The organism is Bacteroides sp. D22, from assembly GCF_000163675.1.
Taxonomy (GTDB): Bacteria; Bacteroidota; Bacteroidia; order Bacteroidales; family Bacteroidaceae; genus Bacteroides; species Bacteroides xylanisolvens.
The window spans coordinates 164,151-185,508 of record NZ_GG774806.1; the positions used below are offsets into that span (position 1 = coordinate 164,151).

18 protein-coding genes and 1 pseudogene are annotated in these 21,358 nt (G+C 50.7%); 10 read left to right on the forward strand and 9 right to left on the reverse strand.

Translation table 11 applies throughout. The annotated features are described in order from the left end of the window. Positions 1-2 precede the first annotated feature (2 nt). The 3 genes from HMPREF0106_RS12100 to HMPREF0106_RS12090 all read right to left on the reverse strand — a co-directional run bounded on the left by HMPREF0106_RS12100 (position 3) and on the right by HMPREF0106_RS12090 (position 5,181). On the reverse strand, positions 3-3,392 hold the full coding sequence (locus tag HMPREF0106_RS12100) for a TonB-dependent receptor (RefSeq protein WP_009040046.1): 3,390 nt from the start codon (positions 3,390-3,392) through the stop codon (positions 3-5). 45 nt (positions 3,393-3,437) lie between these two features. Continuing rightward, positions 3,438-4,433, reverse strand: coding sequence for a FecR family protein (locus tag HMPREF0106_RS12095; RefSeq protein WP_032851359.1), 996 nt, complete (start codon positions 4,431-4,433; stop codon positions 3,438-3,440). Between the two features lie 127 nt (positions 4,434-4,560). Further along, positions 4,561-5,181, reverse strand: coding sequence for an RNA polymerase sigma-70 factor (locus HMPREF0106_RS12090; protein WP_009040048.1), 621 nt, complete (start codon positions 5,179-5,181; stop codon positions 4,561-4,563). A gap of 232 nt (positions 5,182-5,413) precedes the next feature. Between HMPREF0106_RS12090 and HMPREF0106_RS12085 the strand changes: the two are divergent. Beyond that, positions 5,414-5,623: pseudogene (locus HMPREF0106_RS12085) on the forward strand (AAA family ATPase); the annotation flags it as partial. A gap of 532 nt (positions 5,624-6,155) precedes the next feature. Here HMPREF0106_RS12085 and HMPREF0106_RS0124745 read toward each other — a convergent pair. After that, positions 6,156-6,782, reverse strand: coding sequence for a WG repeat-containing protein (locus HMPREF0106_RS0124745; protein WP_224262758.1), 627 nt, complete (start codon positions 6,780-6,782; stop codon positions 6,156-6,158). 259 nt (positions 6,783-7,041) lie between these two features. Between HMPREF0106_RS0124745 and HMPREF0106_RS12080 the strand changes: the two genes are divergently transcribed. The 8 genes from HMPREF0106_RS12080 to HMPREF0106_RS12045 all read left to right on the forward strand — a co-directional run bounded on the left by HMPREF0106_RS12080 (position 7,042) and on the right by HMPREF0106_RS12045 (position 13,909). Next, positions 7,042-7,344: an immunity 17 family protein gene (locus HMPREF0106_RS12080; protein WP_008627610.1), complete on the forward strand. Its 303-nt coding sequence runs from the start codon at positions 7,042-7,044 to the stop codon at positions 7,342-7,344. 30 nt (positions 7,345-7,374) lie between these two features. Then, complete coding sequence (locus HMPREF0106_RS12075) at positions 7,375-7,893, forward strand: hypothetical protein (protein ID WP_008627612.1); 519 nt, start codon at positions 7,375-7,377, stop codon at positions 7,891-7,893. 223 nt (positions 7,894-8,116) lie between these two features. Further along, a complete protein-coding gene (locus HMPREF0106_RS12070) occupies positions 8,117-8,962 on the forward strand; it encodes a helix-turn-helix domain-containing protein (protein WP_009040051.1) in 846 nt (281 codons plus the stop codon). A gap of 147 nt (positions 8,963-9,109) precedes the next feature. Beyond that, on the forward strand, positions 9,110-9,946 hold the full coding sequence (locus HMPREF0106_RS12065; protein WP_009040052.1) for an RteC domain-containing protein: 837 nt from the start codon (positions 9,110-9,112) through the stop codon (positions 9,944-9,946). 238 nt (positions 9,947-10,184) lie between these two features. Further along, on the forward strand, positions 10,185-10,613 hold the full coding sequence (locus HMPREF0106_RS12060) for a helix-turn-helix domain-containing protein (protein ID WP_032581435.1): 429 nt from the start codon (positions 10,185-10,187) through the stop codon (positions 10,611-10,613). Next, positions 10,576-12,675 carry a bifunctional DNA primase/helicase gene (locus tag HMPREF0106_RS12055; protein WP_009040054.1) on the forward strand — a complete coding sequence of 700 codons (2,100 nt, stop codon included), beginning with the start codon at positions 10,576-10,578 and terminating at the stop codon, positions 12,673-12,675. The genes HMPREF0106_RS12060 and HMPREF0106_RS12055 overlap by 38 nt, the downstream gene beginning before the upstream one ends. Beyond that, positions 12,650-13,009, forward strand: coding sequence for a helix-turn-helix domain-containing protein (locus HMPREF0106_RS12050; RefSeq protein WP_004327328.1), 360 nt, complete (start codon positions 12,650-12,652; stop codon positions 13,007-13,009). The genes HMPREF0106_RS12055 and HMPREF0106_RS12050 overlap by 26 nt, the downstream gene beginning before the upstream one ends. Before the next feature lie 408 nt (positions 13,010-13,417). After that, positions 13,418-13,909, forward strand: a complete 492-nt coding sequence (locus tag HMPREF0106_RS12045) for a dihydrofolate reductase family protein (protein ID WP_008627633.1) — start codon at positions 13,418-13,420, stop codon at positions 13,907-13,909. Between the two features lie 248 nt (positions 13,910-14,157). Here the strand turns inward: HMPREF0106_RS12045 and HMPREF0106_RS12040 are convergent, their stop codons facing one another. From HMPREF0106_RS12040 to HMPREF0106_RS12020, 5 genes are all read right to left on the reverse strand, one after another. After that, entirely contained in the window at positions 14,158-14,541 is a 384-nt protein-coding gene (locus HMPREF0106_RS12040) for a type II toxin-antitoxin system RnlB family antitoxin (RefSeq protein WP_005647599.1), read from the reverse strand. A gap of 1 nt (position 14,542) precedes the next feature. Further along, complete coding sequence (locus HMPREF0106_RS12035) at positions 14,543-15,604, reverse strand: type II toxin-antitoxin system RnlA family toxin (protein ID WP_008627639.1); 1,062 nt, start codon at positions 15,602-15,604, stop codon at positions 14,543-14,545. A gap of 130 nt (positions 15,605-15,734) precedes the next feature. Further along, positions 15,735-16,211: a hypothetical protein gene (locus HMPREF0106_RS12030; protein ID WP_009040056.1), complete on the reverse strand. Its 477-nt coding sequence runs from the start codon at positions 16,209-16,211 to the stop codon at positions 15,735-15,737. Then, positions 16,208-18,310, reverse strand: a complete 2,103-nt coding sequence (locus tag HMPREF0106_RS12025; protein WP_008627642.1) for a type IA DNA topoisomerase — start codon at positions 18,308-18,310, stop codon at positions 16,208-16,210. Before HMPREF0106_RS12025 ends, HMPREF0106_RS12030 begins: the two co-directional genes overlap by 4 nt. An 89-nt stretch (positions 18,311-18,399) precedes the next feature. Then, positions 18,400-19,920: a DUF4099 domain-containing protein gene (locus tag HMPREF0106_RS12020; RefSeq protein WP_009040057.1), complete on the reverse strand. Its 1,521-nt coding sequence runs from the start codon at positions 19,918-19,920 to the stop codon at positions 18,400-18,402. 277 nt (positions 19,921-20,197) lie between these two features. Here HMPREF0106_RS12020 and HMPREF0106_RS12015 point away from each other — a divergent pair, with 277 nt between their 5' ends. Continuing rightward, entirely contained in the window at positions 20,198-21,328 is a 1,131-nt protein-coding gene (locus tag HMPREF0106_RS12015; protein WP_009040058.1) for a tyrosine-type recombinase/integrase, read from the forward strand. Positions 21,329-21,358 lie beyond the last annotated feature (30 nt).

Consider the following 21,358-nt stretch of genomic DNA (forward strand, 5'->3'; position numbering starts at 1 on the left):
TATTAAAAGCTAACATTCAAACCAAACGAATAAGTCTTAGATAACGGATATGATCCATAATCCACACCAGGAGTCAAGGAACCATTAGAATTATAGTTACTTACTTCCGGATTATAACCGGAGTAATTGGTTATCGTAAATAAATTCTGACCGGAAAAATAAAGTCTCAATGATGTTAATCCGAACTTTTGTACAAAATTCTTAGGCAATGTATATCCTAAAGTAATATTTTGCATTCTAAGATAAGAACCATCTTCCAAATGCCATGTAGATGTGCGTGAATTGTTACCGGTTGACTTACGGTTTGCTCTGTTCACCTGTCCGTTACCCGGATTTTCCACTGATTGAAAACGGTCTAAAGCAATGACCATACTGTTTACATTTCCCTCCATATTAGCTATATAACGCCTTTGTAGATTAAGAATTTTATTTCCCTGAACACCTTGCAAGTTGAATGACAAATCTATCCCTTTATATGCAAATGAACTCATAAATCCATATGTAAACTTCGGCATATAATTGCCAACAATTGCGCGGTCATCATCCAAATCCATTTCACCATTTCCATCAACGTCTACAAATTTGAAATCACCGACTTTTGCATTTGAGAAGTGTGGATATGCATCTAGCTCTGCCTGATTTTTGAATACTCCATCCTGAACCAACAAAAAGTAATTGCCGATAGGCTGACCTACTTCTGTTTTAAAATATGCATGGCTAACGCCCGCAGATGTGATGATCGGAGCATCTTCGGGGCCAAGTTTAAGAACTTTGTTCCTATTGGCAGCAATATTAAAACTTGCATCCCATCTGAACCCACTCCAATTGTGATGGGTACCTATCGTAAATTCAACACCACGATTACGTACTTCACCAATATTCTTGCGCATATCTGAGAATCCCGTAATCTGAGGGATAGGTACGTCTAACAATAGATCGTAGGTGTTACTTTGATACATATCAAATTCAAATGTCAATCGTTCGTCAAATAAACCGATGTCTAATCCAACATTGTACATCCGAGTTTTTTCCCATCCTAAATCATCATTTGAAATCTGCGACGGACGCAAACCTGATACTAAACTACCTTCACCCGTGCCCAATACATATTGATTATATTTCAACATAGCAATATGTTCATAATTTCCAATACTAAAGTTACCGGATATACCATAACTAGCACGTAATTTCAGATTACTAACCCAAGGAAGATTTCTCATGAAATCTTCAGAAATGATACGCCATCCAACAGAGACTGACGGAAAATATCCCCAACGATTATTCTTCCCGAAACGAGACGAACCATCTGAACGTATAGCAGCACTCAATAAATATTTTCCTTTATAATCATATTGTGCCCGTGCCAAGAAAGAAGCCAATGCCCATGCCTGTGAATCTGCTCCACCTGTAGAAACAATTCCTCCGGCTACATTCTGCACTAAATCATTCACAAAATCCGTAGCTTGTACAGAATGCTTCTTCATCATATCTTTTTGAGCTGTAAATCCAATGATAGCATTTAAATTATGACCATTGAAGTTCTTTTGATAATTTAAAGTATTTTCTATAAGCCAGTTCAAATAGTACGTTCCACTGGATTTAGCTACGGGGTTTGATGGTGATTGAAAATACTTCTCTCCCTGTAACGGCAATTCGGACGAACGATAATACTCATTATAAAAATAATTATAATTAGTGGCAGCTGAAAACTTATACTTCAAACCTTTAATTATCTCCCACTGAAAATAGAAGTTACCTAATAAATTAGCATGAGTCACCTGATCTTTTGTCAGATTAGCCATTGCGACAGGATTTAAAACAGCATTATGCTGATAGTCAGTACCTATTTTCCAAAATCCGTTTCCCATATAATTATATGAACCGTCCTCATTATATACCGGCCATACAGGTGGCATCATTAATGCATTAATTACCACTCCTTTATTATTATCACTATCCACTCTGTCCTCTATCGAATAAGACGGTGAAAAATTAACACCTAATTCCACTTTATCACTTTTATAAGTGAAATTGAGACGAGCACCAAACCTTTCATAACCCGAATTCACAATGATACCCGATTGATTTAAATAGCTTCCAGAAATAAAGAATTTTGTCTTTTCTCCACCACCACTTATAGAAATGGAATGCTTTGTAATAGGAGCCGTACGATATAATGCATCTTGCCAATCTGTATTTGTTAGCCCTTTCTGTCCTTCTAAATATGGAAATAACTCAGGTGGAATCTTGTCGTAAGATTTTTTTCGTACTTCATTAGGGTCATCAGGACTAGCGTCAGGATAAGAGGTTAAATACGAACCATTATGCCCGTCACGTGCAAATGCTGCAAATTCATAAGCGTCTAACATATCTATCTTTTTTGAAAGCGTTTGAAAACCAACAGAACCATTATAACTAACTTTCGCTTTTCCACTCGCCCCTTTTTTGGTAGTAATCATTACAACACCATTTGCTCCACGTGAGCCATAAATTGCTGCCGAAGAAGCATCCTTTAATATTTCAATCGATTCCACATCATTCATATCAACAGTTTCCAAAGCACTTGAAGCTCTTTCCAATGGTACTCCATCCACCACATATAGCGGCTCTGCCCCTGCTGTAATAGTACCTGTACCTCTCACGCGAATAGTAGCACCACTGTTAGGTTTTCCAGAAGTCTGAGTTACTTGAACACCAGCCATTTTACCAACAATAGCCTGGTCAAATCCTGTAACAGGCATGTCTTTCCCCCCTACTCTTGCAATGGAAGTAGTGACATCCTGCTTTCTCATGCTTCCATAACCTACTACTACAACTTCGTCAATCAACTTACTATCTTCTATCATGGTTATCTTTGAAAGTTTCTCATCAGTAACAGCAATGTCTATTGTCAAATATCCGATATAAGAAATAGTTAATAGCGATTTTTCCGGCACATCTGACAAAACAAATTTACCATCAAAGTCGGTAATTGTTCCTTGCGCTTCACCTTTAATTTGGACACTGGCTCCAATAATAGGAGTACCATTTTCGTCTACAACCGTTCCGGAAATTTTCTTTTTCTCTCCACTTTTTGATTGCTTTTGTTGGTTACTTTTAGAAATTACAATCATTTTATTCTGCAATTTATAAATCAAGCCTTCATCAAGAATTTTATCCAAGACATCATTTATCGAAGCATTTTTAAATGTTGCCGTAATCATCTTGTTCTCATTTACCTCGTCTGTTTTATAAATAACAGATAATCCAGTTTGTTTTTCCACTTCTTTCAATACCGTTTTCAAAGCTTCATTTTTAAATGTCTTACTCACTGTTTGACCATTTAAAATTACTGCAACAAAGCTCAATGAAACGAAAAGAAGTAACCGTAATAAGTTCTTTCGGTTGTTCATAGTTCTTCCTGATTTAATTTAATAATAGTTGTTACTAAATAGAAATTATTCTCTGATATATATATCCTTATCTATACGTTCGATAGTTATCGGGATGATCTCCTGCAAAGCAGTCATCACCTCTCCTATCGTTTCTCTGTTTCGCAGAGAAATACGGAAAGTCTTATCGCCTATCGACTCCGATTCCAATCGAATATTCACATCATATTGCCGGGATAGTTTTGCGACTAGTTCTTTTAATGTGATATGATCAAATTCTATACGATTCTCCGCCCATGCTTTTGATTGTGAGGCATTTACTTGGGTACGGACAAATTTTCCGGTTTCTACATTCAATCTTATTGATTCACCAGGAGACATCATAACCGGAGTCCCCTTATAATTCAACTCGACCGACCCTTCGAGCAGAGTGGTGGAAATAAACGGATCGTCCGCATATGCGGATACATCGAATTTCGTTCCTTTTACGACTACGTCATATCCATGTGTCTGTACGATGAAAGTAGCTCCCTCCTTCTTTGTGACTTCAAAATATCCCTCACCGTTCAATTCGACTTTACGATTGGCCGTATTAAACTTGTTCGAATACTTCAGTGTGGAACCTGCATTAAGCCAAACGACTGTCCCATCAGAAAGAACGACTTTGCTCTTCTCTCCATAAGGAGTTTCACATACAAAATACGTCTCCGGCTTTAATGAGGAAGAAATCTGCCAAATACCTATGGTGCCTCCTATGGTCAGAATCACGATAGCCGCAACCGCAGCAACTTGCCGCCATACGGATGACCGGAATTTTGAAACAGTAAGCATCGGGATAATAGCTTCTTGAGTGCGAATCTTGCGCTGCAAAATTTCCCATTCTCCGATTGTTCCGGAATCTGAAAAGCCTGATGCAATCCACTCCTTTTCCCATTGTCTGAATGTCGCACGATTTTCTTCGCTTTGCCCGACATACGCAAACAGTAGTTTCTCGTCTTTGCGCAGGATTCTTCCTTCGAAATACTGAATAGCTAACTCACGAATGTTTTTCTTTTCTTCCATAATTTCACTTTCTATAAGATGTAACAACTATTATTTCTTTTACCCAACCACCGATAGAAATAAAAAAGCAGGAATTTTTCGGTTCCTGCTTTTTCGCCCTAATTTTCAATGGTTTATCTTTTCCATTTTATTTATTATTCATAATAACCCAGGCAATAATCATAATATAAATATCTACCGGATACTTGTCTTTGAAGTGTTTAGAGAAGCACTGCAATGCTTTGGCAATGTGTTTTTCAACTGCCGTGGTCGATATTTGAAGTTTGTCTGCTATTTCACGATTCTTCAGTCCTTTGAAACGGCTCATCAGGAATATCTCGCGGGAGCGTTCAGGCAATTGCCCAATGACAATGTTGATCTGTTCCTGCAGCTCGTCATACAGCAGTTTGTGTTCGGCATCTAATGCGAAATCGGAATAGTAGAGCCGTTCTTCTCCATCAACAGATGCAAGATATTCAATCTGATGTTTCTCAACAATCGAAAGATGCTTCAAGTAATTCAAGCATCCATTACGCACCATCGCAAAAAGCAAAGATGTGACCGATACTGCCGACAGCAATGCCCGCTTCTCCCAGAAACGCAAGAAGCACTCTTGAATAATATCACGAGCCGTTTCTTCATCTTCAACAAAACGAATAGCATAGCCACGCAAACGAGGATAGTAGGTCTTAAAAAGATATTCAAAAGCTTGATTATTTCCTTTTTTTATTTCATCCAATAAGAATTTCTCATCTGAAAATTCAATCATAGTGTCGCATTTTAAGAACAAAAGTATAACAAAGATGTAAAATATCAGATGACAATATTATTAATATTTTTCCACTTATCCGCATTTTGGGGAATCTTTTTGTTACGCAAGCAACAAATATATAAGGAGAAAGATGATATATATCAGATATATCCCGTTTTTAAAGTGTTCATTCATCATTATTTCGAAATAATGATTACCTTTGATGTGTATAACAGCTAAAGAACCGAATATGTATGACTTGATGCGTAAACTTCCTATTGGAATACAGACCTTTGAGGATATCCGAAGGAAAAATTATTTATATGTGGATAAAACGGCATTGGTATGGCGAATGGCGAATATGGGAAAGCCATATTTCCTAAGCAGACCACGCCGTTTTGGCAAAAGTTTGTTGTTGTCTACATTTGAATCCTATTTTTTAGGGCAAAACAATCGTTTTTTTGTAATCGGTTGGTAGATAAGACTTAAAGAGTAGAAAGTTCGGTAGCCGGTAGCGATTTGGTAGCTGTGCGGGTTTCGCTGCATTGCTTCGCTCTGCTCTTGGAACTGATGCAAATATAGGAATTTTGACCGAAAAAGGGAAATGTTTCGGGGATTTTTTATTTTTCGGGATTACCGGATTACAGGAAAAGCATAAAATCAGGAGGCGGTGCAAAAAACGAGGTTGCACCCGTGGTTTTACTCGAAGTGTAAAATGTTGATTTTCAGTGTGTATTTCTGTGGTGCAAGGTGCAGCTATATTTATATATATAGCTGCACCTTGCACCAGCCACACAGGGCTGTTTTGCGGCTTGCACCGATATTCTTTTAAGTTTCTGTAAATGAGTTGGTTTTGAGTTTTGGTGTTTGTTTCGGGGGAAAGGTGGGATGAACGGGATGTTCCGATAGGGCTTGGCGGCTTCGTGTTTGCCCTGCAAGGGCTTGGCAGGTGGGGTGGCTGGAATGTCGGGCTTAGGGCAGTCTTGGGGCTTTTATTCAATCCTTTGCCCTTTGCGGTCGATGTAATACCAATCATCGCTTTCCCAATAGTGGTATTCCCCATCCGAACCGGGAGCTTCTTCCAGTTCTCCCGTGTCGGTTACTTTCGCCTTCCCGTTCTCGAAAGGAAAGCCAAAAGCGAAGCGTGGTTCTACGAGGGTATTGCCATGCTCGTCCGCATATCCGATACGCCCTTTTTCATCGACGATGCGGTAAACGCCTTCCTGCACGGGGTCGTTGCCGTTGTCATACCGGTACGGGACATAGAGGCTTGCGGGATGGCTGTTGCCGGAGGATATGGCCGTGCAGCGGTCATGATAAAGGGTGAACAGCCGTATTTCAAGCAGGATGGCAAGGACTGCAAGCACCGTGCAGACAAGGAAACGGAGGCGATAGCGTTGCCGTACCGATACATGGAACGCCCCGTAATAGTCGTGCATCATGCGGTAACGCTCCTCGGTATAGATGCGCATATTCCTCCAGAGCAATACGGGGAACGGCAGTATCAGCGGGAAAAGCGTAAGGCGGTCGTCTGTTTCGTAAAGGAAGCGGACAGCCGGAGTGCCCAAGAACTGTAAAGCGATGGCGACAGGAAACAGGAGGCAGGCGAACTGGACCACACTGATGACCGCAAAACTACGATCCGGGAAGCCGTGCCGACAACTGCGCCACGTCCAATAAAAGAGGTGGTCGAAGAATCCGGGGAGCTTCGGCCGACTGGTTCTTTTATGTGGGGAGGCTTTCTTCATACGTTGCGGCTATATAGGTGCAAATAAAACGTATTTCTTCCAAACGGAAAAGATTTTTGCGGTGAAACTTTTTGAGTGATTGGACTTTTCACTATTTTTGCTTTGATGTATAACGGTTCGTCCGTAAGGTATGAATTTGGCTTTTTCTGTTATTGCTATGGAATGGTTCGATAAGATAAGCGAGTTTATGGAGGGTCTGCCGGAGTGGTTGCAGGCGCATCCGAGGTACGGCTACCTGATCGTGGCGGGAATCCTGCTGCTGTGGCTTGTGGGGATTGTCTGCGGATGGCGGTGGACGTACTCCCGTCCGGGAAGTTGGGAAGGGAATTTCTGGCTGGGTACGCTGGGTGAAAGGAGTTACCGTTTCTGGCTGGGGCTGATCGTTGCCGCCGCAACGGGATGCGCCCTGTTGCTGTTCTTCGTAACGGGATAAGCAAGCGGAAAACAAGGAAAGGAGGAAGCTATGTTCAAGGAACCGGCATACTGGATGTATTACTTCTGGAGCAAGAACAAACGTGCAAGGAAAGACAAGGCGGTTATCTCCAATGCCACGTGGACGATGGCAATCCTGTGGCTTCTTAACCTGATGGCTCTCCATCTTTTGTTCGAGGCATGGGGATGGGATATGCTGACGGGCTGGTTCTCTTCCCTGACGGACAAGGTGGAATGGAGCAGGTTCAACCCGGTTGCCTATCTGTTCGCCGCAGCGACGCTCGCTCCTTTTATCTGGATTGCCAGAAAGTTGTATTACCGTCCTGCGAAGCTGAAAGCGATGCAGGCGAAGTACGAGACAGTGGGCGAATACCGGAAATTGCTCGGTCAATGCCTGTTCTGGCTGTATGTTATCGGCAGTTTTGCATCGTTCTTCATTATAGCCGAACAAAAGAACCATTCCAAGGAGCAACCACTGATCGAAAGGTTGCAGGAGATACGGGACGGCAAATATCCCGTTGAAAAGACGCACTCACCAACCGGCGAATGACTTTCTTCCGGCTCCCCCTGCTTACTGTCATGCCGTTCTGCGGGTGGAACCGGTACAGCCTTTCTGTTTTTTCACGACTGAATATCCGAACCTATGGAGCAAAATCCGAATCTGTAATTCAAGGAAATATCGTGACCGATACGGGGTGTCGGCAGGACATCTATTGCAAACAATTTGTAATTTCGTGTAAGATTTGTATTATTTAATATCGTGTTGAAACAAAATGAAACAGAATCTTACACTAATTCTAATGAATGAAGCCGTCCGGGAGGGATGGCGGGAATGGATGGAAAAGGTACGCAGGGTATTGCCGCAAACGGATGCGGAGCGTCCGGTGACATGGATTGCGGCGGAACGGCTCGCACGGGAGAACGGACGGATGGTGCGGCTGGTGGAGCTGCTGCGGGAACACTGCCCCGTACTTTCGTGCCGGGTAAAGGAGGAAGCCGGGCTGCTGATACTGGTCGCCTATCACCGCCACGGAAGCTCGTCAGACTTCCTGCTGGAAACGGCGGAGGCGTATTTCCGGGAGAAGGACTGCAGAGGATTCCTGTTCCTCTGCCGGATGCAGGCAAGCATCAACGCCTACGACGAATACCCGCACCTGAACGTGCTCTGCAACCGTCTGGCGGGACTGCTGTTCCGCTTCCGCCGTGAACGGGCGTCCGAGTACCGCAAGGGCATACCGCCGATGTTCGGCAAGGCGGACTTGCAGGAGGTGGAAAAGTACCTGCCGCACCTGCGGGGCTGCTCGTTCCGGGAAGAAATCGCACTGGCTCTGCCCAAGGTGAAGAACGTGGAGGAACTGGCACGGGAATGCGCCATGTCGGTCAATACGCTGGGACGGCGTTTCAAGGAGGAGCTGAACACCACTCCGCACCGCTGGCTGACGGAACAGCGGAAAGCGCACGTAACCTCCCTGCTGGCGGACACGGACATGCCCCTTCAAGAGATTGCCGACGTGTGCGGCTTCGCCACTCCGAGCTACCTGTGGGACTTCTGCAAGAAGCACCTGAAGGCTACTCCTGCCGAAATCCGTGAAATCGCCCGGTGCGCCCGTACAGTTTAGCCTCCCTTTTCCAGCCCTGCCGTGAAAAACCGACCGTCCGGGGCCGATTGGCGGACAATCCGAATCCGGCGGTGAGGATTCAGAACGTCCGTTTCCCTGCCGTCCGCTAACTTTGCGCCCTTATAAACAACATGAAACAAGATTTATATGGAAGAATATTTTAACGGGCTGCTGAAGGAGGTGGATCAGCGCATGGCGACCACAGCCCCCGGCATGGACGGCAAGGAGGTGATAGGCGTCTGCCGTGAGATGGTCTCGTACCTGAAAGGCAAGAACCGGGAACTGAAGGAGTACGCCCTCGCCCATCCGTTCGCCGGGGACGCGAAGGAGATCCTCTACTTCAAGTATTACAAACCCGCCCTGACGGGCAGGCTGCTGTACTATTACCGGGTGTACCAGATAGAGAGCGGCTGCCCCGCCTGCCTGCGTGTCGCCGAACCGTACTACCGCAAGGCGATGGAGCGTGCCGAGCGGATGATGGAACGCTACCTGCCCTTTTACCAGTATTATCACAGCGGGGCGACGTACCGGGACAGCTACTATTTCCTGCGGGCGAAGGGCGAGCTAAGCCCCGAGAGCGGCAGCTTCGTGCTGGACGAGGAGGCGGAGTTCTCCACGGGCTACGACATACTGGCGGCACGGCTGATCTCGGTGGAGATGCTGCTGGTACACTTGAGCCGCCGGATGGAGCGTGCGGCGCAGGGGACGGAGACGGAAGCCGTGCCGGAGAAGGAACACCGCTGGACGAACACGAAGGTTGCCGCCATACTGCTCGTCTATGGCATACACGTGACGGGAAGCGTGGACGAGGGCAACACCGAGATCGGCGAGCTGGCTGCGCTGTTCGAGAAGCATTTCCACGTGGATCTGGGCAACGTGTACCACGCTTTCGGCAGGCTGCGGGGGCAACAGAACCCGACGGCGTTCTTGGACGAGATGAAGGAGAGGCTGCTGAAAAAGATGCGGGACATGGATAGCCGGTAGCAAGTTGGCAACGGGGCGGCAGAGACGGCAGGACACGGGAAGGGAGCGTCCGAAGGGCTGGAAAGAGCCTTCCGGACGCTCTTTTTTACCCCGTCTCGGTCCTTTTTACCGCCCGGAACGGCGGCAAGGGCGAAAATGCGCCCCGAAAAAAAATCTTTGCCAAGGTGCTGGTATAGTGGCAGGAAAAACCGGCGAATCGGGCGACATTTGCGGCAGAAACCTAAAAATGAGTACGACAATGGAAATAATGACCATCGAGAGCAACGCCTACCGCCTGCTCGTGGAGAAGATCGAGAAGATAACCGCCTACGTGGAGGAATCCCGGAACCGGGAGGAAACGGAGCGCAAACGGAAAGAGGAAGCGGAAAGCCCTGTGACCAAGGGACGGAAAGCCGACCCGAAGTGGATGACGCACAAGGAGGTGTGCGAGGCGCTGGACATCAGCCACCGCACCCTGCAACGCTACCGCCAGAAGAACATCGTCCCCTATTCGATGATCGGGCGGCAGATACGCTATCCCCGGCAGGCTGTCGAGAGCCTGCGTGAGCGGTGGATGGTGGAGACGCCCGCCGCCAAGATCGACCGGATGATAGCGGAACATCCCCTGCATAACCGAAAAAACGGAAGCTATGGTAAGAAAGGAAGAAGTGCTGGCAAGAACCAGTAACGGGCTGGACGTGTTCCGCCACTACCTGCCCGTGAAGTGGCGGGTGGGCAGGAACTTCCTGAACCCGCTGTACGCCGACAGCAAGGCTTCGTGCAACGTGTATTACGACCGCCGGAGCGGTACGTACCGGATGAAGGACTTCGGCAACGGGGACTATTCGGGAGACTGCTTCTTCCTCGTGGCGAAGCTGAAAGGGCTGGACTGCCGGAACGCCGCCGACTTCGTGGAGGTGCTGCACACCATCGACCGGGAGCTGTGCCTCGGACTGGACGGGGACAGCCCGACCGACGGGACGGTGGGAACCGGGGGCTGTCGGAGATTGCGGCTCGTGCCGGGCGCAAGGGGCGGCGGTGCCGGGGAAGCCGGAACGGACACGGAAGAGGCGGCTGTGTCCGCCGACCGTCCCGAACCGAAGCCCTACCGGGCGGCGGAGAAGCCCTTCACCGAGGGGGAGCTTGTCTACTGGGGCGCATCGGGCATCACCGTGGAGGTGCTGCGCCGCTACGGGACGGTATCGCTCGCCGAGTACCGGGGCGAGACGAGGGAGGGCAAGGCGTTCGGTTTCAGTTCCACCCCGGCGGAACCGATGTTCGGGTACAGGGGGAAATGGGGCGTGAAGGTCTATCGCCCGATGTCGGAGGTGCGCTTCGTCTATGGCGGGCACACGGGCGACAACTACTGCTTCGGGCTGGAGCAACTGCCCTCGAAGGGCGACCTGCTCTTCCTCACGGGCGGCGAGAAGGACGTGCTGACGCTGGCGGCGCACGGCTTCCACGCCATCTGCTTCAACTCGGAGACCTCGGTCATCCCGGCGAAGACCGTGCGCAAGCTGGTCTATCGCTTCAAGCACATCGTGCTGCTGTACGACACGGACAAGACGGGGCTGGAATGCTCGGAGAAGCACCGTGCGCAACTGGCGGAGTACGGGGTGAAACGGCTGGTGCTGCCATTGTCGGGGACGAAGGCGGAGAAGGACGTGACGGACTACTTCAAAGCCGGGCACACGAGGGAGGAGCTGATGGGGCTGTTCCTGAAACTGCTCGACACGCTGTACGGGGACACGCTAGCGATGCTGAAATCGTGCGAGATCGACTATGACCACCCGCCCGAACAGGCGGTCGCCATCGTTACCGCCGGGGACGTGCCGTTAGGCTCGGAAGAGAACATCCTCTGCATCACGGGCGGTGAAGGGACGGGCAAGAGCAACTACACCGCCGCACTGGTCGCCGGGGCGATCATGGAACGGGAGACGGACGCCGATCTCTTGGGGGTGCGGGTGGAACCGAACCGCAAGGGGCGTGCGGTGCTGCTCTACGACACGGAACAGAGCGAGCAACAGCTCCACAAGAACACGGGGCGGCTGCTGCGCCGTGCCGGGCGTGAGCGGATGCCGGAGTATCTGCACGTGTACTGCCTGACGGGGATGTCGAGAAGCGAGCGGTTGACCGCCATCGTGCAGAGCATGGACCGGTACTACTACCTGCACGGGGGCATCCATCTGGTCGTCATCGACGGGGTGGCGGACCTGATCCGCTGCGCCAACGACGAGGCGGAGAGCGTGGCGCTGATTGACGAGATCTACCGGCTGGCGGGAATCTACCGCACGTGTATCGCCGCCGTGGTGCATTTCGTGCCGAACGGACTGAAGCTGCGGGGACACCTCGGCAGCGAGCTGCAACGCAAGTCCGCCGCCATCCTCTCCATCGAGAAGGACGAGAACCCGGAGGTGTCGGTGGTGAAGGCGTTGAAGGTCAGGGACGGCAGCCCGCTGGACATTCCGCTGATGCAGTTCAGATGGGACAAGCAAGCCGGGATGCCCGTCTATGTGGGCGAGAAGCCGAGGGCGGAGAAAGAGAAGCGCAAGGAGAAGGAGCTGGCGGAGATGGCACGGGAGGCGTTCGCCCGGCAGGAGAAGTACGGCTACATCGAACTGTGCGAGCTGATACAGGAGATGCTGGAAGTGAAGGAACGGACGGCGAAAGGCTACATCCGCTATATGCGGGAAAAGGAAATCATCGAAAAGGAGGGCGACTGCTATGTACACGGACAGGGAAGAGTTTGAGGGCTGGATGGAGCGCATCATGGAACGCTTCGACCGGACGGAGAAATTGCTGGAAAGGGTGCTGAAGAAGAACAACACGCTCGACGGCGAGGAGGTGCTGGACAACCAAGACCTGTGCCTGCTGCTGAAGGTGGGCATCCGCACGCTGCAACGCTACCGTGCCATCGGGGTGTTGCCGTACTTCACCATCAGCGGCAAGGTGTTCTACCGCACGAAGGACGTGCACGAGTTCATCCGCACCCGTTTCGCCGACGTGGAGGAACGGGCTGCGAAACGCAAGGAGAAGGAAGCCCGGAAAGAGGAAAGGCGCAGGAAAAGGGGGTTGTTCCCGTGAAAATGACATTTTTCTGACGGTGCTTTTGGTGGATGAAGCCCTGCCGGATCGTGAGATTAGGCGGGGCTATTGTTTTGTTATTCGGGAAGTTTCGCTATCTTTGCTCCACGAAGACAGAAGGCGGTGCTTTCGGGCACGCCCGCTGTCGTGACATAGAAGATTCATGCCCGGCTTGGAAACAGGCAGGGATTGATATACATATTGTACGTTCGCTGAACGTCTTGGAATAGAAAACTGGTAATTTTTGACAAACAGGACGGATGGTGTAATGCACATGCTGTATGCTTATACGGCGTGCGCTTACCTATTCTGTTTGTCGGGTATACCAGTGCCTCTATTCCGGAATAGCGTGAGTTCACGCCGTTCTTTTGGGTGCGAGGCGGACATAATCCTTAAAAACACATTGATATGAAACAGATTACCTTGCACGTGTACCAATCCATTGACGGTTGTCCGGTCAGATCGGACAAGTATTTCGATGCGGCGGTGGACGCCTCCGGCTGCGTGCTGATCGACGAGGAAACCTACCTGCGCATTTACCTGAACCATCTGGGCTGGCCGCTCACGGCAAAAGAAACTTTGGTCGTGACGGACGGCTGTATTGATTTGACGGAGAAGGAACGGGTGCGGTTTGTTACAGGGGATGCGGCAGCGGAACTGCGGGGAATAAAAGCGGACGGCGAAGGTACGGTAACGGCTTACGGAGCGGAAACCGGGGCTTTGCTCTTGGATAACGGGCTGGCGGACGAAATCGTGGTGATAACCGTGCCGGTACTGGTCGGCGGCGGTGAGAAGGCACTGGAGTGCGGGCTGAATGACGACAGGACGTGGGTCGTGCGGTCGAGCAAGGTATTGGAGGACGGGAAAATCCGGACGGTGTACGGAAGGGTATGCCCATGAAATGCAAAAAGCCACTGAAAAGTGGCTTGGGTCATTCAGGAAAGGATGACGGGTTATAAAAAAACGACCCGCCGATTTGAGCATTATCAAGAGGCTTGGCGGGTTCTATTGGTGCAAAGATAAGGTAAATTCTTTGAAAGACAAAAGAATATTAAATTTAGGTAATACCGTTGCCTAAATTTGAGGTACAAAATAACAAAGGTGCATCAATGATGCACCTTTGTTGTATAATATGTAACTGACAAACATTACAATGCCGTTGGCAATGACTGAGTGTCAATAATTCTCTTTTTATAAAAGATTTTTTGGAAAGAAGACAATACACTACTGTCAATCCATTTAGAATGTGAAGCAAAAAAAGTATCGGCAACCTTGATATATTCTTTGGGTGCCTCACATTTTCTTAATGAATTGGAAATTAACATCATCCCTTTAAGTTTAGACTTAAAGAATCTATTTTTTAATCCATTGCGGTACAGAAAATCAAAATAGACCTCTGCATCGGCAATGTTGAGATTTGCCAATTCAGTCTGAAGCTCTTTCCAGTAGTAGTTCGTCATTTCTGACGATAAAATAACCACTAACAAGCTCCGTCCTTGCAAGGGGATTATTTGAAATTCTTTATTTTCCATTTTACCAATTATTACATATATTATTAATAATAACAAGGCAGTCCTTAATAATGTTTACGGCTTCATCGTATTCAAGGGTTCTACTTGTTTCCACATTAAAACTGTCCACATGGAATGTCGAGTGCCTATGTTGATTGAAGAATGAATATCCTTGTTCCAAAGCCTGCTTCAAATGTAGATTGTTGTCATACGTTCCGATACCACTTTTAAAGCAATACGCCCCACTATTATTTTTCTGAAAATATGTCCCGTATTCGTCAAAATCAGGCGCATCTTCCAAAAGACGAGTGCGCAATACCGCATCTAACGCTTTCAAAATGCCAAAAGTATAACATCCATAATCATCCACCTTAACCGCAGAGTTAGCCAAATTGATTGAAGTATTGATAAAGTTTTCTATCACACTTCCATCAATATGCTCTCTGTTTCCAATATACTTGCTAAGATCGTTGTCTAATGCATAGCCAGCACGTGCTTGGATAGCAAACACTTCTTCTATAGCTTCGGAAGGAATGGAAGATATAGCTTGCAACACTTCGGTTATAAATTCCACATAAAATGATGTGATACATCCTTGTACCATTAATGTTCCGTTATTATAAAAGATAACAGAAACCTTAGCATCGTATTTCCCTTTCAGATGATATTGGTTCCGGATGTTCGGACTCTTATCCGTGTTTACTTCGGAAACAACAACATTATTATATTCTTTTACCGCTGAAATCAATGTATCAAAATCATCGCTCCTTACACCTTTCAATTTGAAGCATTTTTGATCCATATCCGGTATCGCAGTCTGTTCCACAATATACTCCCAACAATCCTTGCAAATTCCATTCAAAGTTCCATTTTTGCCTTGTATATTATGAGAAACTTGTCCACCAGTAATAAAACAATTTAATGTGCTTTTTTCCTGATTTTTTATATTGATAATCTCTATCTGCTTTTGCTTTCCTTGGTTACATTCCTTTATGTGAAGCGTATAAGCAGGGCGGGCAGCAATAAATTCTTTTGCTACTTCATCTATTTTCTCAATAGCCAGAGAGTATTTTTTAGTCGCCATTACATTCAAATTGGTCTGCAAAGTTATACATTTTATTTATATTACAATGTAGATCAGTATATTATTAACTATATTATTAATTTACAAGAGAACTACATGGTTGTTTTTTAACAATTGTGCTTAAAAGCCTTTACGGGTACAAGACCTTGAAATCCCGTGGGCTGCCGCCGTCTGTCAAGCCGTCCTGCCGGAGCCGCCGGAGGGTCTCGGCTGCCGATCCGCTGCCGAAGTTGCGGACACAGTACAGGCGGGAGAAGCGGAAGCGGTGGAGGTGGACGAGCAGGTGCTCCACGGTGAAGACGCCCAACTCCCGGCACGCCCGGACGATGCGCTGCGACAAGCCGAAGGTGTCGAGCGGGGTATCGAGCAGGCGGCGGAGCCTGCCCGGTCTGCCGGGCTTGCCCCGCTGTTGCGCCACGTCTTCGTAGATGGTGGCGACCCGGTTGCGGCTGAACAGGGCGGCAAGGGATGCGCCGTCGATCATCAGGATGCCGTCGAAACGGGCGTAGGCGATGTGGTTGCCGTTCATCCAGAGGGTGATGCGCAGCTCGTCCGTGCCGCAGAGCCGGGCGGCTTCCGCCACGGTGATCCAACCGATGCCGTTCATCGCCTGCGCTCCTTTCCTTTGGGCTTGTCCGTGCGGGGCGGGAACCCGTACACGGTGCGGAAGTCCTTGTCGAAGGTGAGGTACGCATCGAAGGGCTTGCCGTCCCTGCTCCTGAAGCCTTTGATAAGGGATGTTTTGCCTTTGGTCACGAGGTCGGCAATCTGGCTGTCGGTGAGCTGCTTCTCCCCCTTGTTGCGGAAGACGGTAAGCCCACAATCGACGTTGCTGCACTTGGCGACCTTCGGGTAAAGGAGGATGCGACCGGAACGGCACTTGGGACACGGGATATGTCCGCCGTCCGCCACCGATACCTGCACTTGCAGGAGTTCTTCGGTAATCTGGGCGGCATAGACCTCGATGCCCTTGCGGAAGGTGTCGGGATTCATCTCCCCGCTCTCGATCTTGGCGAGGGCGGTCTCCCACTGCCCGGTCATCTCGACATCGGCGATGCGCTTGTCCTTCACTATCTGGTACACGGCAAGCCCCTTGCCGGTCGGTACGAGGCTCTTCTTCTCCCGGCGCACGTAGTCCCGGGCAAAGAGGGTCTCGATGATGGAGGCACGGGTGGCGGGCGTGCCGATGCCGTTCCCTTTCAGGCTGTCCCGCAGCTCGTCGTCTCGCAACTCCCTGCCGCAATGCTCCATCGCCGAAAGGAGGCTGCTCTCGGTGTGCAGGGGACGGGGCTTGGTCTGTTTCTCCACGCACTCCGCCGATTGCAGGGGGAAAGCCTCGCCGGGCTGCAAGGGCGGCAAAGCGGCTGTACCCTCGTCGTCCTCGTCCCGCTCGCCACGCACGGCACGCCATCCGGCAGACCTGACGACCGTTCCCTTGGCGGTGAACACGCTGTTTCCCGCCGTGAAGGAGACGGTGGTAACATCCTTGAGGCAACGGGCGGAGAAGGCTTCGAGCAGGCGGGCGGCTACCATGTCGTACACCGTGCGCTCGTCGGCGGACAGCTCGCCGGGCAGACACTCGGTGATGATGAGCGCATGGTGGTCGGTAACTTTCCCCGCATCCACGCTGCGGCGGTTGAGCGAAGCTCCTTTCAGGGCGGCGGCATGGGCGGCGAAAGCCGGGTACCGCTTCAGCAGTGCGATGCGGTCGGGTATCTCGTCGAACACATCGTCCGAGAGGTAGCGGGAGCCGGTACGGGGATAGCTCAACACCTTCTTCTCGTAAAGCGACTGGGCGACGGAGAGGGTCTTGTCCGCCGAGAAGCCGTACCTGCCGTTCGCCTCTTTCTGCAAGGCGGTCAGATCGTAGAGCAAGGGAGGCTCTTGGCTCACTTCCCTGCGCTGCACGTCGGCAACCTGCACCGTCCCCGTTGCGGTAACAGCGGCGAGGGCGGCGTTTGCCGCCGGAAGGGTTTCGTAACGCAATTCAGAGATGGCGGCGAAGGGCGTGCCGTCCTTTTCCGCCGTAACCTTCAGCCGGAAATAGGTCTGCGGGGTGAAATCCCTGTTCTCCAGATAACGGGAGCAAATCATCATCAAGGTGGGCGTCTGCACCCGTCCGAGGGAGTAGATGCCCTGCCCGGCGGCGATGGAAAGCGCTTGAGTCGCATTCAATCCAATCTCCCAGTCGGCGATGGCACGGGCTTCGGCGGCACGGTAGAGGTTGTCGTAGTCGCTGCCGGGTCTGAGGTTGTCCAGCCCTTCCCGGATGGCACGGTCGGTCAGCGAGGAGATCCAGAGGCGCAGGCAGGGTTTGCGGCAGCCAAGGTAATTGTAGATGTACCGATGAATGGCTTCGCCCTCACGCCCGGCGTCGGTCGCCACGACGATACGGTCGGAACGGTCGAAAACCTCCCTGATGACCTTCAACTGTTTGAGCACGCCGGGGTCGGGCTTGTACTCCTTGCCCTCCCGTATCTGGCGGGGGATGTACTTGAACTCCTGCGGCAGAATGGGCAGGTTCTCACGCCGGAAGCCCGTGTAGCCGTATGCTTCGGGCATGGCGAGCTGGACGAGATGGCCGAACGCCCAGGTAACGAGGTAGCCGTTACCTGAGAGGTAGCCATCGTGCCGCTCCCGGACATTCAACACGTTTGCTATATCCTTCGCTACGGAAGGCTTTTCAGCGATGACTGCTGTAATCATATTTCTTTAAAATTTAACGGTTTGACAAAAGTTATCCCGCCGCTCGGACGGGATAACCGGGTAATTCATTTACAGAATGGCGGGGGAAATCATCGACGGACACCCCGGCTGCGCTTGGGCTTGTCGGGCTGTTCCTGCTTCTGTGCCTGTTTCCGGTCCTCTTTCTGCTCCTGCCTGCGCTCCTGCTGCTGTTTCTGCTCCCCGGTGGGTCGCTGCTGTGCGGATTGCAGGGCTTCTTTCAGGTTGCGGGTCGCCTCGACGGTCTTGCCCTCGGAATTGACCGCCACCTGCACCTCGTTCTCCACGGCGGGCTTGACACGCCCCTCTTCGAGCGCCGCCTTGTAGTCCTTGGGGAACATGAAGGCGGGCTTCTCGCCGGGCTTCCATGTGATGTAGCCTTGGTAGGCTTTTCCTTTCTTGTCCACCAAGCCGGAGACCTTGACCGTTCCCCCGGCTTCGAGTTCGAGGCGGGACTTCTCGGTAAGCTCCTGCTTGCGGAAGGTCTTCGGTACCTCCTGATTGGCGGTCTGTTTCAGGTTCGCCTTGTACGCATCCATCGCCAGCCTGCCCCGGTCGCCGAAGAGAAATTCGAGCTGCATCTTGGCTGCGCTGAACTGCACGGGTGCCGGGTAGAGCTTGGGCTGCTCCCCCTCCTTGGCTCTGGAAAGGAACTGGCAGACCACCGCCTCGCCCTGTTTGAGCCGGGCTATCTCGTCCGGGGTGAAGGTATGCCCGTTCTTCTCCGCCGGGATATTGACCTTGGAGAGCGGGAAGGCGACCAGCTCGTTGGTCTTGAGGTTGCGGCTGACAAGGGCTTCGACCTGCTCGCCCGCCCGGTTGGTGACAGTCGCCGGATGCCCCATGTTGCCCGTCTGCCGGAGCACCTGCTTGTCGGAGTCGGTGATGTCGTAGCCGAAGAACTGCTTCTGCATCTTCTCCGGGTCGAGGATGCCGTGGCTGCACACGGTCAGCCTGCCGTCCGTGCCGGGCTTGAGCGAGAGCTGGCTGTCGTTGCTGTGCGAGATGCCGTCGAAGTGGAAATGCACCCGGACGGTCTTGTCGGTCTGGAAGCCCCGGAGCATCTGGTCGAGCATCCCGTTGACCTCGATCTGCTCCCGCTGCACGCCGAGGGCGGCGAGGCTGTTCCAGTCGATGTCCTCCGGGCGGTACTTGTACTGCGGGTTCTGTTCGGTCTGCCCGGCGGACTGCTGCGGCGCACCCTCCGGCTGTTGCTGCTGCCCGGCTTGGGTCTGCTGCTGCGCCTGCACGGGCGGCTGCACCTCGTACTGTGCAACGAGCGGCTCGCCCGTCTTGACGGACTGGCTCTCCCGTTGCCGGAAATCGGCGGCTACCCGCTGCACCTCCTCTTCCGGCACACGGAAGAAGTGGAAGCGGGTCGGGTCTTTCAACTGGTTCCAGAGGTTGGAAAAGAAATTCGAAAACATATCGCCGTGGCGATCCACCCGCAGGAGGTCGTTGTTGTCCTCCAGCGGGTTCTTGGTCTGTAACTCGCCGTCCTTTACTCCGCTGACGGCTTGGAGCGTGCCTTTCTCGTCCATGACGAGCAGGATGTCCATCAACTGCTGGCTGCTGTCCGGTCGTTCGTCCATAATCTAATGTTTTTAAATGGTGAATACTATTGGTTCTCAAGTGAAACCGGGCGTAAATATAGAGGGAGAAACACGGGGAACGTGCAAGTCCGGGGCGGGCTGTCCGCACTTGTCGTCCGGTTCGCAGGTTTGTCGCAGCCCTTTCCTGTGAAAAATACAAAAAAATCATGCCCCACACGCATTTTTCTCCTCCGGAAAACGGCGATAATTCGTTGTTTTCTCTATATTTGTAAAATATGGGTAATGAGGGACACGGTCTGTCATTGCCACCCATGCGATGCGTATGAAAGTTTATCAGAGCAAACCGAGAATAACGCTTTCACCTGCCATCCGTGACGGGCAGAAATACGTGGAAGTGGAGTTCGACGAGGACGATGCCATCCGGCTGTCGCTGTCGAAAGAGAAGGGCGTGCGGTTCGAGGGGGACAGAGCCTACCTGCCGGAAGAAGGCTTCGACCTGTCCGGCTTTTTCGACCGCCATGTGGAAACGGCGTATATCAATTACTCCGCCCTGAAAAACACCTTGCCCAAGAAGAGCGGGAAAACCAGCCCCGCCATCCCGCCCGGCTATGCCGAGACGCTGCGGCAACTGCGGTACAGCGAGCATACCGTCCGTGCGTACACTGTCTATTTCAGGGAGTTCCAGCAATACTTTGCGGGAAGAAACCTTCGCTACATCCGACCGGAAGAAATCAACGCCTACATCGTACACCTGATTGACACACGGAGGATCTCGTCGTGCCAACAGAACTTGCGCATCAACTCGATCAAGTTTTATTTCGAGAAGGTGCTGGGACAGGAACGGAAATGTTACGAGGTAAAGCGAGCCAAACGGGAACGGACGCTGCCCGACGTGCTGAGCAAGGAGGAGATAAAATCCATCCTTGACGCAACCGGTCCGGACATCCGGCTGTTCTGCATGTTCTCGTTGCTCTACTCCGCCGGGTTGAGAATCAGCGAGCTGCTGGACTTGAAGCCCCACGACATCAACGTGAGCCGTTCGCTGATACGGGTACGGCAGGGCAAAGGGAGGAAAGACCGCTACACGCTGCTGTCGAAGCCCCTTGTCAGGAAGCTGACCGAGTACACCAAGCTGTACAAGCCGCAGGAATGGCTGTTCGAGCGGTACAAGGGCGAGCCGTTCACGGAGAGCATCGTGTCGAAGAAGCTGAAAGAGGCGGCGAAGGAAGCCGGAATAACCAAGCGGGTGTACCCCCACCTGTTGCGGCACTCGTTTGCCACGCATCTGATCGAGCAAGGCACGGACTTGAAAATCGTGAAAGAGCTGTTGGGACACAACCAACTGAAAACGACGGAAATGTACGTGCATATAGCCGACACTTTCAAGAGCAGCATCCGCACTCCATTGGATGATATTCTTGAAAGTGGTAATGAGATAGTTAAATAAGAAAATAACAGCGAAAACCGCTGATAATTA

Excerpts from the sequence above, each read along its gene's own strand:
- HMPREF0106_RS12100 (WP_009040046.1), bottom strand. The coding sequence starts at position 3,392 with ATGAACAACCGAAAGAACTTATTACGGTTACTTCTTTTCGTTTCATTG.
- HMPREF0106_RS12095 (WP_032851359.1), bottom strand. The coding sequence starts at position 4,433 with ATGGAAGAAAAGAAAAACATTCGTGAGTTAGCTATTCAGTATTTCGAA.
- HMPREF0106_RS12090 (WP_009040048.1), bottom strand. The coding sequence starts at position 5,181 with ATGATTGAATTTTCAGATGAGAAATTCTTATTGGATGAAATAAAAAAA.
- HMPREF0106_RS12080 (WP_008627610.1), top strand. The coding sequence starts at position 7,042 with ATGAATTTGGCTTTTTCTGTTATTGCTATGGAATGGTTCGATAAGATA.
- HMPREF0106_RS12075 (WP_008627612.1), top strand. The coding sequence starts at position 7,375 with ATGTTCAAGGAACCGGCATACTGGATGTATTACTTCTGGAGCAAGAAC.
- HMPREF0106_RS12070 (WP_009040051.1), top strand. The coding sequence starts at position 8,117 with ATGAAACAGAATCTTACACTAATTCTAATGAATGAAGCCGTCCGGGAG.
- HMPREF0106_RS12065 (WP_009040052.1), top strand. The coding sequence starts at position 9,110 with ATGGAAGAATATTTTAACGGGCTGCTGAAGGAGGTGGATCAGCGCATG.
- HMPREF0106_RS12060 (WP_032581435.1), top strand. The coding sequence starts at position 10,185 with ATGGAAATAATGACCATCGAGAGCAACGCCTACCGCCTGCTCGTGGAG.
- HMPREF0106_RS12055 (WP_009040054.1), top strand. The coding sequence starts at position 10,576 with ATGGTAAGAAAGGAAGAAGTGCTGGCAAGAACCAGTAACGGGCTGGAC.
- HMPREF0106_RS12050 (WP_004327328.1), top strand. The coding sequence starts at position 12,650 with ATGTACACGGACAGGGAAGAGTTTGAGGGCTGGATGGAGCGCATCATG.
- HMPREF0106_RS12045 (WP_008627633.1), top strand. The coding sequence starts at position 13,418 with ATGAAACAGATTACCTTGCACGTGTACCAATCCATTGACGGTTGTCCG.
- HMPREF0106_RS12040 (WP_005647599.1), bottom strand. The coding sequence starts at position 14,541 with ATGGAAAATAAAGAATTTCAAATAATCCCCTTGCAAGGACGGAGCTTG.
- HMPREF0106_RS12035 (WP_008627639.1), bottom strand. The coding sequence starts at position 15,604 with ATGGCGACTAAAAAATACTCTCTGGCTATTGAGAAAATAGATGAAGTA.
- HMPREF0106_RS12030 (WP_009040056.1), bottom strand. The coding sequence starts at position 16,211 with ATGAACGGCATCGGTTGGATCACCGTGGCGGAAGCCGCCCGGCTCTGC.
- HMPREF0106_RS12025 (WP_008627642.1), bottom strand. The coding sequence starts at position 18,310 with ATGATTACAGCAGTCATCGCTGAAAAGCCTTCCGTAGCGAAGGATATA.
- HMPREF0106_RS12020 (WP_009040057.1), bottom strand. The coding sequence starts at position 19,920 with ATGGACGAACGACCGGACAGCAGCCAGCAGTTGATGGACATCCTGCTC.
- HMPREF0106_RS12015 (WP_009040058.1), top strand. The coding sequence starts at position 20,198 with ATGCGTATGAAAGTTTATCAGAGCAAACCGAGAATAACGCTTTCACCT.